We start from the raw sequence: 14,928 nt of genomic DNA, 5'->3' as shown, positions 1-14,928 counted from the left end.
TTTTGACAGAAGGCTGGCTTATGGCAGCCCTCGTTGAATTCTGAATAGGGTCGGGAAATGGCAGAGTTATCACTGGAAAAAGACAAGATTAAGTTCCTGCTGGTGGAAGGTGTCCATCAGAGTGCGCTGGATAACCTGCGCGCAGCAGGTTACACCAACATCGAATTCCACAAAGGTGCACTGGATGCGGAGACGCTGAAGTCCTCCGTTCGTGACGCACACTTCATTGGTATCCGTTCCCGTACCCAACTGACCGAAGAGATTTTCGCTGCGGCTGAAAAACTGGTTGCGGTTGGCTGCTTCTGTATCGGCACCAACCAGGTTGACCTGAATGCAGCAGCAAAACGTGGCGTGCCGGTATTTAATGCCCCGTTCTCCAACACCCGTTCGGTTGCCGAACTGGTGATTGGTGAAATGCTGCTGATGCTGCGTGGCATCCCGGAAGCGAACGCCAAAGCGCACCGCGGTATCTGGAATAAAATTGCAGCGGGTTCCTATGAAGCTCGTGGCAAGAAGCTGGGTATCATCGGCTATGGCCATATCGGTATGCAACTCGGTGTGCTGGCGGAAAGCCTTGGCATGCATGTGTTTTTCTACGATATCGAGAACAAACTGCCGCTGGGCAACGCCACACAGGTGCGTCACCTGTCTGACCTGCTCAACATGAGTGATGTGGTCAGCCTGCACGTACCGGAAACCCCATCAACGCAGAATATGATCGGTGCCGCCGAACTGGCGCTGATGAAGCCAGGTGCGCTGCTGATTAACGCCGCACGCGGTACGGTGATTGATATTCCGGCGCTGTGCGATGCCTTGTCTAACAAACATCTGGCGGGTGCGGCGATTGACGTGTTCCCGGTGGAGCCGGCGACCAACAGCGATCCGTTCAATTCACCGCTGTGTGAATTCGATAACGTGATTCTGACGCCACATATCGGTGGTTCGACGCAGGAAGCGCAGGAAAACATCGGTCTGGAAGTCTCTGGCAAGTTGGCGAAGTATTCTGACAACGGTTCAACCCTGTCTGCCGTTAACTTCCCGGAAGTGTCGTTGCCGATGCATGCCGCCAGCGCCAGTCGCCTGTTGCACATCCACGAAAACCGTCCGGGTGTACTGACCGCCATCAACCAGATTTTTGCCGAGCAGGGCATCAACATTGCCGCCCAGTATCTGCAAACCTCGCCGCTGATGGGCTACGTGGTAATCGATATCGATGCACAGCAGGATGTGGCGGATAAAGCGCTGCAACTGATGAAGGCAATTCCGGGCACCATTCGCGCGCGCTTGCTGTACTGATTTAACATCGCGCTGCTACAGCTATCGTAGCGGCGCGATTTATCGCGCAAATCACCACTGCCACAATTTCGACGGTGTAATCACCACCGGCAACGGCACATCCCAGGTCGCTACTGGCAGCGTTTCAACATGTTGACAGTCATGCGCAATCCCCACCGGTAGAAAACCATGCTGCTGCCAGTTTTGTAGCGTGCGATCGTAAAAACCGCCTCCCATACCCAATCGCTGCCCGCTTTGATCGAACGCGACTAATGGCACCATCACCACGTCCAGCTGATCAAGGGTGACCATTTGGGTGATATCCAGCGGCGGTTCCGGGATGCTTAATTTATTCGGGCTGAGTGGCGTGTCGGGTGTGTAGCGCAGGAACAGTAAATTTCCGGGGGCGAAAGGGTGCAGCACCGGCAGGAAAACCTGTTTTTTCTGTTGCCAGAGCTTGGCGATGAGTGGGCGAGTATTCAACTCCCCATCAACGGACAGGAACAACGCAATACGTTCGGCATTGCTGATGGGCGCAAAATTTATCGCATGCTCTGCCAGCAAATCGGCGGCTTGTTCCTGCTGTTCAGCCGTGAGGTTGCGGCGCAGATGACGCACATGTTGACGAATGTCTTGTCGGTCACGAAATGAGGGTTCAGACATGATATCCCCGGCAAAGTCGGCTGTTGCCAGCCACTATATCATGCGTACCGGGGGATAACAGAAGTGGAACTAAGAGGAGATCTCCGAGATGCCGCCGCAGGCTGTAACCCTTGAACCCTTGGTTCAAGGTGAATGTGTCGTCGCAACTATCAGGCTTCTCGGACGGACCGAGCATGCTCACAAGTTACGGAGCGCCACATTCTGTGGTAATGAAATATCGGCTCAGGGGACTGGCCCGCATGCAAACATCTCAGAGAAAATTTACTTCACCGTTACTGTATCACGATAACCATGAAGTGTTATTCAAACTTTGTGCCCTGGCGATCAGTTATGCGACCTTGCTCAACTAATGCTTGTTCAATGGTCTGTTGCAGCATACGAATACGTTGTTCCATATTGGCTGCGTAGTCGCGCGTCTTACCTTTCTCTTGTGCCAATTCGTGGCAGATGTTTAACGCGGCGATGAACACCAGTTGTTCTGTATTTGTGACTCTAGTGCGAACTTTTAAATCTTGCAACCGTTGATTGAGGTCCTCAGCTGCCGCATTCAGCGCATCTTGCTGTTCAGGCGGACAATTCACTCTCAACGAACGACCAAAAATCTGAATATCTACCGGTTGTGCAGACATGCCACCTTCCTGACTGATTACTTCGCCCGCATCTCCCTTAGCAGTCAATGGCTTGGGAGGAGCGCAACTATATAGACCTGGGTGAGAAGTTACAACCCCTTTTCTGGAAACCCTGAGGCACCTGGTGGTAGCATAACACGAACTTATTCTGCCAACGACGACCAAAGCTTATGTCTTTACAGAACGCAACGCCCACTTACAACGCGCTGGCAGCGGCGCTTTCCCAGCAGGGCGTGGGAATGACACCCGCCGAAATGCACGGCCTGATTTGCGGCATCCTGTGCGGCGGTAACCAGGATAACAGCTGGAAGACGCTGGTGCACGACCTCACCAACGAAGGCATGGCCTTTTCACAAAGCCTGTCGCAGCCGTTGCAGGCGCTCCATGAGAGCCTGACCAACACTCTGGATGAAGAGGGTTTCCTGTTTCAACTGATGTTGCCTGACGACGATGACATCACGGTATTTGACCGTGCCGATGCGCTGGCGGGATGGGTCAACCATTTCCTGCTGGGATTGGGTGTGACTCAGCCGAAACTGGACAAGGTCACCGGCGAAACCGGAGAAGCGATTGATGACCTGCGCACCATCGCTCAACTGGGCTATGACGAAGATGAAGATCAGGAAGAGCTTGAGCAATCACTCGAAGAGGTGATTGAGTATGTGCGCGTTGCCGCGCTGCTGTGTCACGACACCTTCACCCAGCCGCGACCGCCGACAGCACCTGAAGTACAGAAGCCCACGCTACACTAAGCGCGTCATTCCGGGTACTGCCGTGCCCGCTTTTCAACAGGGAGTGCAAACATGATTACACTGGAAACTTTCCAGCAACGTCGTCAGGCGCTGATTGCCCGTATGGCACCCGGTAGTGCCGCATTGATTTTTGCTGCGCCGGAAGTGACGCGCAGCAACGACAGCGAATATCCCTTCCGTCAGAACAGCGATTTCTGGTATTTCACCGGTTTTAACGAGCCGCAGGCGTTGCTGGTGTTGATTAAAAGCGACGAGACGCACAACCACAGCGTGTTGTTCAACCGCGTGCGTGATCTGACCGCCGAAATCTGGTTTGGCCGTCGTCTGGGCCAGGATGCGGCACCGGCGAAACTCGGCGTGGACCGGGCATTGCCGTGGGACGATATTGGCGAACAACTGCATCAGCTGTTAAACGGTCTGGATGTGGTGTATCACGCCCAGGGGTTGTATGCCGAAGCCGACAAACTGGTGTTCAGTGCGCTGGAAAAACTGCGTCGTGGCTTCCGTCAGAACCTGAGCGCGCCAGATACCCTCACCGACTGGCGTCCGTGGGTGCATGATATGCGCCTGTTCAAAGGACCCGAAGAGATCGCCATCCTGCGTCGTGCCGGGGAAATCAGCGCGCTGGCCCATACCCGCGCCATGCAGGTCTGTCGTCCGGGGATGTTTGAATATCAGCTTGAAGGTGAAATCCAGCATGAGTTCAATCGTCACGGCGCACGTTTTCCCTCCTACAACACCATTGTCGGAGCGGGTGAAAACGGCTGCATCCTGCACTACACCGAAAATGAGTGCGAGATGCGCGATGGTGATTTGGTACTGATTGACGCAGGTTGCGAATTCCAGGGCTATGCGGGCGATATCACGCGAACCTTCCCGGTTAACGGCAAGTTCACCGCCCCTCAGCGTGCCATTTACGACATCGTGCTGGCGTCACTGTACAAAGCGCTGGAACTGTTCCGTCCGGGCGTGAGCATCCATGACGTGAACGACGAAGTGGTGCGTATCATGGTCACCGGCCTGGTGGAACTGGGGGTGATGGAAGGCGAAGTGGATGCGCTGCTGGCCGAGCAGGCCCACCGTCAATTTTTTATGCACGGTTTGAGCCATTGGCTGGGGCTGGATGTACATGATGTCGGTCACTACGGCACACCAAGCCGCGACCGCATCCTCGAACCCGGCATGGTTCTGACCATTGAACCTGGTCTGTATATCGCACCAGACGCCAGGGTGCCTGCGCAATATCGCGGAATCGGTATTCGTATCGAAGATGACATCGTCATCACCGAAGACGGCAACGAGAATCTGACCGACAGCGTGGTGAAGGATGCTGACGCGATTGAAGCCTTAATGGCGGCGGCACGACAGGCATGAGCATTCTGATTGCAGGCGGCGGCATGACCGGTGCCACTCTGGCACTGGCGTTATCCCATCTCACTCAGGGAAAACTGCCGGTAACGCTGATTGAGCGCAGTGAGCCGGACAGCCGTGCGCATCCGGGGTATGACGGCCGTGCCATCGCGCTGGCGGCGGGCACTTGCCAGCAACTGGCGGAGATCGATCTGTGGCGTTCATTGCAGGATTGCGGCACGCCAATCACCCAGGTGCACGTTTCTGACCGTGGCCACACCGGGTTTGTCTCGATGCAGGCGGCGGATTATCAGCTCCCGGCGTTGGGGCAGGTGGTGGAGTTGTTTGATGTTGGACAACGGCTGTTCCAGCGTCTGAAACAGGCGCCGGGTGTAACGTTACGTTGCCCGGCGCAGGTCACGGCGGTGTCACGCAGCGCTGATAACGTGCAGGTCACGCTCGATAGCGGCGAGCAACTGGACAGTGCTTTGTTGGTGGCGGCTGACGGTTCGCGTTCACCGCTGGCTGCCTCCTGCGGCATTAACTGGCAGCGTGAGGATTATCAGCAGTTGGCGGTGATTGCCAATGTCACCACGCAGTTGCCACATCAGGGGCGCGCCTTTGAGCGTTTTACCGAACATGGCCCACTGGCGCTGTTACCGATGTCGGGCAATCGCATGTCACTGGTATGGTGTCATCCGCTGGATGACCGAGAAGCCCTGATGCAGTGGGATGACGCGACTTTCCTGCGTGAGCTGCAACAGGCCTTTGGCTGGCGTCTCGGGCGCTTCACCCATACCGGTCAGCGCGAAATCTACCCGCTGGCGTTGCAAACGGCTGAACGCCAGGTGGCGCATCGTCTGGCGCTGGTTGGCAATGCGGCGCAAACGCTGCATCCGATTGCCGGGCAGGGCTTTAACCTCGGCCTGCGTGATGTGATGTCGCTGGCGGAAAATCTCGCCAGCGCCTGGCGCCAGCGTCAGGACCCTGGCAGTTATGCGGTGCTGCATCATTTTGCCGCACGACGCCAACCGGACCGTGCCGCCACCATTGGCGTCACCGATGGTCTGGTGCGGTTGTTCGCCAACCGTTATGCTCCGCTAGTGGCAGGACGAAATTTTGGGCTGGTGGCGATGGACCACCTGCCGTGGCTGCGAAACCCCCTTGCCGCGCGTACGCTCGGCTGGGTAAAACGTTAAGCATGAATTAAGGGGCAGCAATGCAAACTTTTGATGTGGCTATCGCTGGCGGTGGCATGGTCGGAATGGCCGTCGCCTGTGGGCTGCAAGGCAGCGGATTACGCGTCGCGGTGCTGGAGAAGGCCGCAGAACCGCAGTTTGATCCGGCGGCTGCGCCATCCGTTCGCGTCTCGGCAATCAATGCCGCCAGCGAACGCCTGCTGCAAAAACTGGATGTCTGGTCAACGATTCTGGCTCTGCGCGCCAGCGCGTATCACGGCATGGAAGTGTGGGATCAGGACAGCTTTGGCAGCATCAGTTTCGATGATGAGCAGCAGGGCCTCGCACATCTCGGCCATATTATTGAAAATCCGGTGATTCACAGCGCGCTGTGGCAACGTGCCAGCCAGTGCAGCGATATCACCTTGCTGGCTCCGGCGCAGTTGCAGCAGGTGGCGTTTGGCGATAACGAAGCCTTTATCACGCTCCAGGACGGCAGCATGATGAGCGCGCGTTTGTTGATTGCCGCTGACGGGGCCAACTCGTGGTTGCGTGATAAGGCCGATATTCCGATCACTTTCTGGGATTACGATCATCACGCGCTGGTGGCAAATATCCGCACCGATCTGCCGCATGATGCGGTGGCGCGCCAGGTGTTCCACGGCGACGGCATTCTGGCATTTTTGCCGATGCAGGACCCGCATCTCAGCTCCATTGTCTGGTCATTGTCGCCGCAGGAAGCCAGCCGTTTGCAGGCGATGCCCGAAGCGCTGTTTAATCAACAGCTTTCCGTCGCGTTCGATATGCGCCTGGGTCTGTGCCAGGTCGAGAGCGAACGTAAAACCTTCCCGCTGATGGCGCGCTATGCACGTAACTTTGCCGCGCACCGACTGGCGTTGGTCGGCGATGCCGCACACACCATCCACCCATTGGCAGGCCAGGGTGTCAATCTCGGCTTTATGGATGCGGCAGAGTTGATCGGTGAAATTCGCCGCCTGCACAGTCAGGGCAAGGATATTGGTCAGCATCTCTATCTGCGCCGCTATGAACGCAGTCGCAAGCACAGCGCTGCGTTAATGCTGGCGGGTATGCAGGGCTTCCGCGAATTATTTGCGGGCAGCAATCCTGCCAAGAAATTGCTGCGTGATGTCGGGTTGAAACTGGCCGATACCTTGCCAGGCATCAAACCGATGATGCTCAAGCAGGCCATGGGGCTGAATGATATCCCCGCCTGGCTGCGCTAATCCCTCCATCCCGTAGCGGCGCGATTTATCGCGCGAATCCGTTCGCGATGCCGGTAAAACCCGCGCGATAAATCGCACCGCTACGATCATTGCCTCCTTTGCACCATCCTGATGCATCCCCGCACCCTTTTTGCGCCTCGTTTGATTTATTCTAATTTTACGTCGGAATTCGCATTACATTTTCTCATGCAAAAGATTTTTTTATGCGGTGCCATTGGCCCATACGGAGTGCTGGATTACATTATTTTTCTGTATAAAAGTTAACTTGTTGTATTTTGTGCGTGTTTAATCACATAAAACCAGTGAATTATCCTGCATTCTGTGCGGCGGTTTGCTGACGCCCAACGCAAGTTCGCCCTCGTTTTGCTTATGGTTAATTGCCTCGTTCGGTGGTAACGTCAGCGCAAAGAGAACGTTTGCGTCAGCCACAATCGGCTACGCAGGCGCGTCACGCTCACTTGTTTCTACAGGATGGTTATGACTCAGCAAACGCCTCTATTCGAACAGCATCAGGCCTGCGGCGCACGTATGGTGGATTTTCACGGCTGGATGATGCCACTCCACTACGGCTCGCAAATGGATGAGCATCATGTGGTACGCACTGATGCCGGCATGTTTGATGTTTCCCACATGACCATCGTTGACCTGCACGGTGCCCGCACCCGCGAATTTCTGCGTTACCTGCTGGCGAACGACGTCGCCAAACTGACCCAGCCAGGCAAAGCGCTGTACACCGGCATGCTAAATGCATCAGGTGGCGTCATTGATGATTTGATTGTTTACTTTATGACCGAGGACTTCTTCCGTTTGGTGGTGAACTCAGCCACGCGTGAGAAAGACCTTGCATGGATTGGTGAACACGCACAGCCGTATGGCATTACCCTGACTGAACGTGACGATTTAGCACTGATCGCGGTGCAGGGACCGCATGCGCAGCAGAAAGCGCAGTCGCTGTTCAGTGCCGCGCAACGTGATGCCGTCGCGGGCATGAAACCGTTCTTCGGTGTGCAGGCGGATGATCTGTTTATCGCTACCACCGGTTATACCGGTGAAGCGGGCTACGAAATTGCCATGCCGGCTAACGCCGCCGCGGATTTCTGGCAGCGCCTGTTGGCTGCAGGGGTTAAACCGGCTGGTTTGGGTGCGCGTGATACGTTGCGTCTGGAAGCGGGGATGAACCTCTACGGCCAGGAGATGGACGAGGGCGTTTCACCGCTGGCGGCGAATATGGGCTGGACCATTGTTTGGGAACCCAGCGACCGTGATTTTATTGGCCGCGAGGCGTTGGAAGCTCAGCGCGTTGCCGGAACGGAAAAACTGGTCGGTCTGATCATGACCGAAAAAGGGGTGTTGCGTAACGGTCTGCCGGTACGTTTCACCGATGAACAAGGTCAGCCGCAGCAGGGTATTATTACCAGTGGCTCCTTCTCTCCGACGCTGGGATACAGCATTGCGCTGGCACGCGTGCCAGCCGGAATTGGCGAGCAGGCGATTGTGGAAATCCGCAATCGTGAAATGCCGGTAAAGGTCACCAAACCAATTTTTGTTCGCGCCGGTAAACCGGTCGCACAGTAACTTTTTCAGGAGATTTGGCGATGAGCAATGTACCAAACGAATTGAAGTACAAAGAGAGCCACGAGTGGGTGCGTCAGGAGGCCGACGGCACCTACACCGTAGGGATTACCGAACATGCTCAGGAGCTGTTGGGTGACATGGTGTTTGTCGATCTGCCGGAAGTGGGCCGCGTGGTTGAGAGCGGTGAAGATTGCGCAGTTGCCGAATCGGTGAAAGCGGCTTCTGATATTTACGCTCCCATCAGTGGCGAAATTTTGGCGGTCAACGAAGAGCTGGAAAGCTCACCGGAGCTGATTAACAGCGACCCCTACACCGACGGTTGGCTGTTCAAAATCAAGGCCAGCGATGAGTCTGAACTCGAGTCGCTGATGAATGCCGAAGGTTATAAAAAAACCATCGAAGATTAAGCGCCAGTATCAGAAGGTGTCGCGTGGCGGCACCTTTCTTTTTTGTCTGTATTAATACCCAGCCCGATTCAGGATTTACTGCTAATGACTCAGACTCTCAGCCAGCTTGAACATAACGGTGCTTTTATTGAGCGCCATATCGGACCAACGCCGGAGCAACAGGCCACCATGCTGGAAGCGATTGGTGCCAGCTCTTTGGAATCCCTGATTGGTTCCATTGTGCCTGCCGACATCCAATTGCCGGGACCGCCCGCTGTGGGTGATGCGGCCACCGAGCAGCAGGCGCTGGCAGAGCTGAAAGCGATTGCCAGTCAGAACCAGCGTTATAAATCCTGGATTGGTATGGGCTACACCGCAGTGATCACCCCTCCGGTGATTCTGCGCAACATGCTGGAAAATCCGGGTTGGTACACCGCCTATACCCCTTACCAGCCGGAAGTATCGCAGGGCCGTCTGGAAGCGCTGCTCAACTTCCAGACCCTGACGCTGGACCTGACCGGCCTTGATATCGCATCGGCTTCACTGCTTGACGAAGCCACCGCCGCCGCTGAAGCGATGGCGATGGCAAAACGCGTCAGCAAGCTGAAAAATGCCAACAAATTCTTTATCGCTGACGACATCCATCCGCAAACACTGGATGTGGTGCGTACGCGTGCCGAAACCTTTGGTTTTGAACTGATTATCGATAGCGCAGCAAAAGCGCTCGATCATGACGACCTGTTTGGTGTGCTGCTGCAACAGGCGGGTACCACCGGTGAAGTGCATGACTACCGTTCGCTGATTGCCGAGCTGAAAAGCCGCAAAGTGGTGGTGAGTGTCGCCTCTGACTTTATGGCGTTGGTGCAACTGGAAGCACCGGGCAAGCAGGGCGCAGACATTGTATTTGGTTCTGCGCAACGTTTCGGTGTGCCAATGGGCTACGGTGGTCCTCACGCGGCATTTTTTGCCAGCCGTGACGAGCACAAGCGTTCCATGCCCGGGCGTATCATCGGTGTGTCGCGCGATGCCGCCGGTAACACCGCGCTGCGTATGGCGATGCAAACCCGTGAACAGCACATCCGCCGTGAGAAGGCCAACTCCAACATCTGTACTTCACAGGTGCTGCTGGCAAACATCGCTGGTTTCTATGCGGTTTATCATGGACCGGCTGGCCTGAAGCGTATTGCCTCGCGTATCCACCGTCTGACCAGCATCCTGGCGGCCGGACTGAAAAATGGCGGACTGAAACTGCGCCACAATAGCTGGTTCGATACCCTGACCGTCGAAGTGGCTGACAAAGCGGCAGTGCTGAACCGTGCGCTGAGTTTCGGTGTTAACCTGCGTAGCGACATTCATCACGCCGTGGGCATCACGCTGGATGAAACTACCCGTCGTGAAGACGTGCAGGCGCTGTTCGCCATTTTGCTGGGTGATGAGCATGGCCAGGACATTGATGCGCTGGACAGCGCCGTGGCTGCTGAAAACAGCGGAATCCCGGCAGGGCAGCAGCGCCAGAGCGCGATTCTCGAGCACCCGGTATTTAACCGTCATCACAGCGAAACTGAGATGATGCGTTATATGCACAGCCTGGAGAAAAAGGATCTGGCGTTGAACCAGGCGATGATCCCGCTCGGTTCCTGCACCATGAAACTGAATGCCGCCGCAGAGATGATCCCGATTACCTGGCCGGAATTCGCTGAACTGCACCCGTTCTGTCCGGCAGAACAGGCGTCCGGTTATCTGCAAATGATCGGCCAACTGTCGCAGTGGTTGGTACAGCTGACCGGTTACGACGCGCTGTGTATGCAGCCTAACTCTGGTGCGCAGGGTGAATATGCTGGCTTGCTGGCTATCCGTCGCTACCACGAAAGCCGTAACGAAGGCGATCGCCATATCTGTTTGATCCCCAGTTCTGCGCATGGCACCAACCCGGCGTCGGCACAGATGGCGGGAATGTCGGTGGTGGTGGTGGCCTGTGACAAACAGGGCAACATCGACCTCGGCGATCTGCGTGAGAAAGCGGCGCAGTCAGGCGATAAACTCTCCTGCATCATGGTGACCTACCCGTCAACGCACGGCGTGTATGAAGAGACTATCCGTGAAGTGTGCCAGATCGTGCATCAGTACGGCGGTCAGGTTTATCTGGATGGCGCCAACATGAACGCCCAGGTGGGGATCACCACGCCAGGTTATATCGGCGCGGATGTCTCTCACCTTAACCTGCATAAAACCTTCTGTATTCCACACGGCGGTGGCGGCCCAGGTATGGGACCGATCGGCGTGAAAGCGCATCTGGCACCGTTTGTACCGGGCCATAGCGTAGTGCAGATTGATGGTGTACTGACGCAGCAGGGCGCGGTATCCGCAGCCCCCTTTGGCAGTGCCTCGATTCTGCCGATCAGCTGGATGTATATCCGCATGATGGGTGCTGAAGGATTGAAGCAGGCGAGTTCGGTGGCAATCCTCAATGCCAACTACATCGCCAGCCGTTTGCAGTCAGCCTATCCGATTCTCTATACCGGTCGCGATGATCGCGTGGCGCATGAATGTATTCTTGATATTCGCCCGCTGAAAGAACAAACCGGCATCAGCGAAATGGATATCGCCAAACGTCTGATCGATTACGGGTTCCATGCGCCAACCATGTCATTCCCGGTTGCGGGTACGCTGATGGTCGAGCCGACGGAATCAGAGAGCAAAATCGAGCTGGATCGCTTTATTGATGCGATGCTGGCAATCCGTATGGAAATCGATCGTGTGGCAGATGGTGAATGGCCGGCAGAGGACAACCCGCTGGTCAATGCGCCGCACACTCAGATGGAGATCGTTGGTGAGTGGGCGCATCCGTACAGCCGCGAGCTGGCCGTGTTCCCGGCAGGCAGCGCCAACAAATACTGGCCGACGGTAAAACGTCTGGATGATGTGTTTGGCGATCGCAACCTGTTCTGTAGCTGCGTACCGATGAGTGAGTATGCGTAAGCTACACTGAACCACACGTTATCGAAGGCCGGGAAACCGGCCTTTTTCTTTGGAGGCAAAATGGAACTGGCATTAGTCACTGGCGCAAGTCGCGGTATCGGTCGTGCTACAGCGTTATTACTGGCGCAGGCAGGTTATTGCGTGGCGGTGAATTACCGCCAGCGTGAAGCTGAAGCGCAACAGGTGGTCGCCGCCATCGAAGCACAGGGTGGCAAGGCGTTTACGGTGCAGGCGGATATCGCCGATGAAGCGCAGGTGGTACGGATGTTTCAGCAGCTTGACCGCTACGAAGCGCCGCTGAAGGTGTTGGTCAACAATGCGGGCATTCTGTTTCAGCAGTGCCGCACTGAAGACCTGACCGCAGAACGCCTCCAGCGAGTCTTTGCTACCAATGTCACCGGTACGTTCTTATGCTGCCGCGAAGCGGTGAAACGCATGGGAACCCAACATGGCGGCAGCGGTGGCGCGATCGTCAACGTGTCATCCGCCGCGGCCAGAACCGGAGCGCCAGGGGAATATGTGGATTACGCCGCCTCCAAAGGCGCGATGGATACACTTACCAAAGGCTTATCGCTGGAAGTTGCCGCGCAGGGGATTCGCGTGAACGGCGTACGTCCGGGATTTATTTACACCGAAATGCATGCTGACGGTGGTGAACCTGGTAGGGTAGATCGGCTTGCCAGCGTTATCCCGATGGGGCGTGGCGGTCAGCCGCAGGAGATCGCCGAGGCTATCCTCTGGCTCACCAGTGATGCCGCATCCTATATCACCGGCACTATCATTGATGCCGCAGGTGGGCGGTAAACGCCTATCTCTCCGATCCGTAGCGGCGCGATTTATCGCGCAATTTCGCGTGCTGTGCCGGAAAAACCGCGCGATAAATCGCGCCGCTACGTCTGATCATACTGGCTGAAACACTGATTCACAGATTAATTTTAGCGTACATGTGTACACTGAAATTGATTCTGGTTACTCTGATGCACAGAAAAAGCACAGTCAGTTTCTTCGTTTTTCGGGATGCACTCTCATGGTACAGAACCGTCTTATCGCTCAGGGCTATTCGCTGGCAGAGGAGATTGCTAACAGTATCAGCCACGGATTGGGCTGCCTGTTTGGCATTATTGGCCTGGTGTTGCTTTTAACGCAAGCCGTTGAAATGCAGGCGGATGCCACCGCGATCACCAGCTACAGTTTGTATGGTGGCAGCATGATTCTGCTGTTTCTGGCGTCGACCCTTTATCACGCCATTCCACACCAGAAAGCCAAATACTGGCTGAAAAAATTTGACCACTGTGCCATCTATTTGCTGATTGCGGGGACGTATACGCCATTCCTGCTGGTGGGACTGAAATCGTCGCTGGCTAAAGGGCTGATGATTGTCATCTGGAGCCTCGCGCTGGCGGGAATCATCTTTAAACTCACCATTGCCCACCGTTTTAAGGTGCTATCGCTGGTCACCTATCTCAGTATGGGCTGGCTGTCGCTGGTGGTGATTTATCAGCTGGCAACAAAATTGTCAGCGGGTGGCGTATGGCTGCTGGCGGCGGGCGGGATCGTGTACTCGTTAGGCGTGATTTTCTATGTCGCGCGCCGCATCCCTTATAACCATGCAATCTGGCACGCGTTTGTGTTGGGTGGCAGCGTGTGCCACTTCTGCGCTATCTATTTCTACGTGATGTAAAATCCATCCTCCCGGTCTTGCATATGGCATATCTCCCTCTCCCGTCTTGCGGGAGAGGGGCGGGGTGAGGGAAAAGGAAGCCTGAGAAATTTAATCTTCGAGAGAATAGGGCAATGGCTGAATGGTCAGCTTGCCCCCTTCATCACCCTCAACCCGCAGCACGCTATCCGGTTCCAGATCGTTATTCATCACCACCTGAATCCATGCCTCACCGTCATCCAGTTGAACGGCGGTGAGTACGGTGCCGGTGCGACGCCACCTGTCACCCATCTGTAATTCCAGTGACCCATCGGCCGGTGGCAGATGGCTGGCCTGGCCAGCCAGCCAGTACAGCGCGCGTTTGTTGGCGCCACGGAATTTTGCGCGTGCTACCATCTCCTGCCCGGTGTAGCAGCCTTTTTTAAAGCTGATGGCATCCAGCGCTTGCAGGTTAGTGGCTTGTGGGATCAACTGTGCGCTGGTGGCGCTGTCAATCACCGGAATGCCTGCTTCAATATCCAGTGCCAGCCACTGCGTGCTGTCATTGAATTGCGCATCCCCTGTCAGTTTATCCTTCAGCGCTTCAGCCTGGGCCAGCGTAGTAACCAACAGGAAGCGTTCCGCCGGTTGCTCAAACCACAGCAGAGTCGTGTCGCCCTGCTGCACTACCGGTGTTGTGGCATCCGGCAGCACCGGGAACAGACCTGCCAGTGCCGTGCGTGCCTGGAAGCCAGCCAGGCCCAGCAGTACGGCATCATCATCGGCGGCAATGGTCACCTTGGCGAACACCGCATATTTTTTCAGCTCCGTAAGCTGGGTATCACGCAGATTACGGCGTACCAGGTAGCCATAACCTTCGCCACGATGAAACAGACGCAGGCTGCTCCACATTTTCCCTTTGGCATCGCAATGCGCGGCCGGACGATGCTGTGTCGCATCCAGCGCGGCTACATCCAGCGTCAGTTGGCCTTGCAAATACGAGGTGCTGTCTTTGCCCTGCACCGCAACCAGCGCCCACTCATCGAGTGACATCAGGGTTAAAGGCAGACGAGATGATGCAGTCGGCTGACGAGGGGGAAGGGTAAATATGGGCATGGGTTTTTCCTGATTAATGGGTTCATCCGTAGACAATCTTTCCATGTTAAAAGAGCAGCGCGGCTTTGCAACCAGTTTGCGGAACCTGACGCACAAATCGCGTGATAACCCTGCATTGTGTGAAAGGGTTTTGCGCGTCACT

At 55.8% G+C, this 14,928-nt stretch carries 13 protein-coding genes and 1 other RNA gene; 10 read left to right on the top strand and 4 right to left on the bottom strand.

The annotated features are described in order from the left end of the window. Nucleotides 1–57: 57 nt before the first annotated feature. The gene (gene serA, locus L579_RS12670) at nt 58–1,296 is read left to right on the top strand and encodes a phosphoglycerate dehydrogenase (protein ID WP_021184631.1); all 1,239 of its coding nucleotides are present in this window, start codon (nt 58–60) and stop codon (nt 1,294–1,296) included. A 51-nt stretch (nt 1,297–1,347) separates the two neighbouring features. Here serA and L579_RS12665 read toward each other — a convergent pair whose 3' ends face one another. The 3 genes from L579_RS12665 to zapA all read right to left on the bottom strand — a co-directional run bounded on the left by L579_RS12665 (nt 1,348) and on the right by zapA (nt 2,567). Then, the gene (locus tag L579_RS12665) at nt 1,348–1,938 is read right to left on the bottom strand and encodes a 5-formyltetrahydrofolate cyclo-ligase (RefSeq protein ID WP_021184630.1); all 591 of its coding nucleotides are present in this window, start codon (nt 1,936–1,938) and stop codon (nt 1,348–1,350) included. 76 nt (nt 1,939–2,014) lie between these two features. Further along, nucleotides 2,015–2,198: non-coding RNA, 6S RNA (gene ssrS / locus L579_RS23350), on the bottom strand. A gap of 39 nt (nt 2,199–2,237) precedes the next feature. Next, nucleotides 2,238–2,567: a cell division protein ZapA gene (gene zapA, locus L579_RS12660; protein WP_013510338.1), complete on the bottom strand. Its 330-nt coding sequence runs from the start codon at nt 2,565–2,567 to the stop codon at nt 2,238–2,240. 170 nt (nt 2,568–2,737) lie between these two features. Between zapA and L579_RS12655 the strand changes: the two genes are divergently transcribed. The 9 genes from L579_RS12655 (at nt 2,738) to L579_RS12615 (ending at nt 13,712) form a co-directional block, all read left to right on the top strand. Further along, complete coding sequence (locus L579_RS12655) at nt 2,738–3,319, top strand: YecA/YgfB family protein (RefSeq protein ID WP_013510337.1); 582 nt, start codon at nt 2,738–2,740, stop codon at nt 3,317–3,319. Nucleotides 3,320–3,370: 51 nt separating this feature from the next. Next, complete coding sequence (gene pepP / locus L579_RS12650) at nt 3,371–4,693, top strand: Xaa-Pro aminopeptidase (protein WP_021184629.1); 1,323 nt, start codon at nt 3,371–3,373, stop codon at nt 4,691–4,693. Beyond that, entirely contained in the window at nt 4,690–5,868 is a 1,179-nt protein-coding gene (ubiH, locus tag L579_RS12645) for a 2-octaprenyl-6-methoxyphenyl hydroxylase (protein WP_021184628.1), read from the top strand. The genes pepP and ubiH overlap by 4 nt, the downstream gene beginning before the upstream one ends. A 20-nt stretch (nt 5,869–5,888) precedes the next feature. Continuing rightward, nucleotides 5,889–7,091, top strand: coding sequence for an FAD-dependent 2-octaprenylphenol hydroxylase (gene ubiI, locus L579_RS12640; protein ID WP_021184627.1), 1,203 nt, complete (start codon nt 5,889–5,891; stop codon nt 7,089–7,091). Between the two features lie 477 nt (nt 7,092–7,568). Next, entirely contained in the window at nt 7,569–8,666 is a 1,098-nt protein-coding gene (gene gcvT / locus L579_RS12635) for a glycine cleavage system aminomethyltransferase GcvT (protein ID WP_021184626.1), read from the top strand. 20 nt (nt 8,667–8,686) lie between these two features. Beyond that, complete coding sequence (gene gcvH, locus L579_RS12630; protein ID WP_021184625.1) at nt 8,687–9,073, top strand: glycine cleavage system protein GcvH; 387 nt, start codon at nt 8,687–8,689, stop codon at nt 9,071–9,073. An 84-nt stretch (nt 9,074–9,157) separates the two neighbouring features. Further along, the gene (gene gcvP, locus L579_RS12625) at nt 9,158–12,031 is read left to right on the top strand and encodes an aminomethyl-transferring glycine dehydrogenase (protein WP_021184624.1); all 2,874 of its coding nucleotides are present in this window, start codon (nt 9,158–9,160) and stop codon (nt 12,029–12,031) included. Between the two features lie 60 nt (nt 12,032–12,091). Further along, nucleotides 12,092–12,835 carry an SDR family oxidoreductase gene (locus tag L579_RS12620; RefSeq protein WP_021184623.1) on the top strand — a complete coding sequence of 248 codons (744 nt, stop codon included), beginning with the start codon at nt 12,092–12,094 and terminating at the stop codon, nt 12,833–12,835. A 223-nt stretch (nt 12,836–13,058) separates the two neighbouring features. After that, on the top strand, nt 13,059–13,712 hold the full coding sequence (locus L579_RS12615; protein WP_021184622.1) for a PAQR family membrane homeostasis protein TrhA: 654 nt from the start codon (nt 13,059–13,061) through the stop codon (nt 13,710–13,712). Between the two features lie 90 nt (nt 13,713–13,802). Here L579_RS12615 and ygfZ read toward each other — a convergent pair whose 3' ends face one another. Then, the gene (gene ygfZ / locus L579_RS12610) at nt 13,803–14,786 is read right to left on the bottom strand and encodes a tRNA-modifying protein YgfZ (RefSeq protein ID WP_021184621.1); all 984 of its coding nucleotides are present in this window, start codon (nt 14,784–14,786) and stop codon (nt 13,803–13,805) included. Between the last annotated feature and the right edge of the window lie 142 nt (nt 14,787–14,928).

It is taken from the genome of Pantoea sp. AS-PWVM4 (assembly GCF_000468095.1).
GTDB classification, from domain to species: Bacteria; Pseudomonadota; Gammaproteobacteria; order Enterobacterales; family Enterobacteriaceae; genus Pantoea; species Pantoea phytobeneficialis.
The sequence above is the reverse complement of the archived record's forward strand: the minus strand, read 5'-3'. Positions and strand labels throughout refer to the sequence as shown.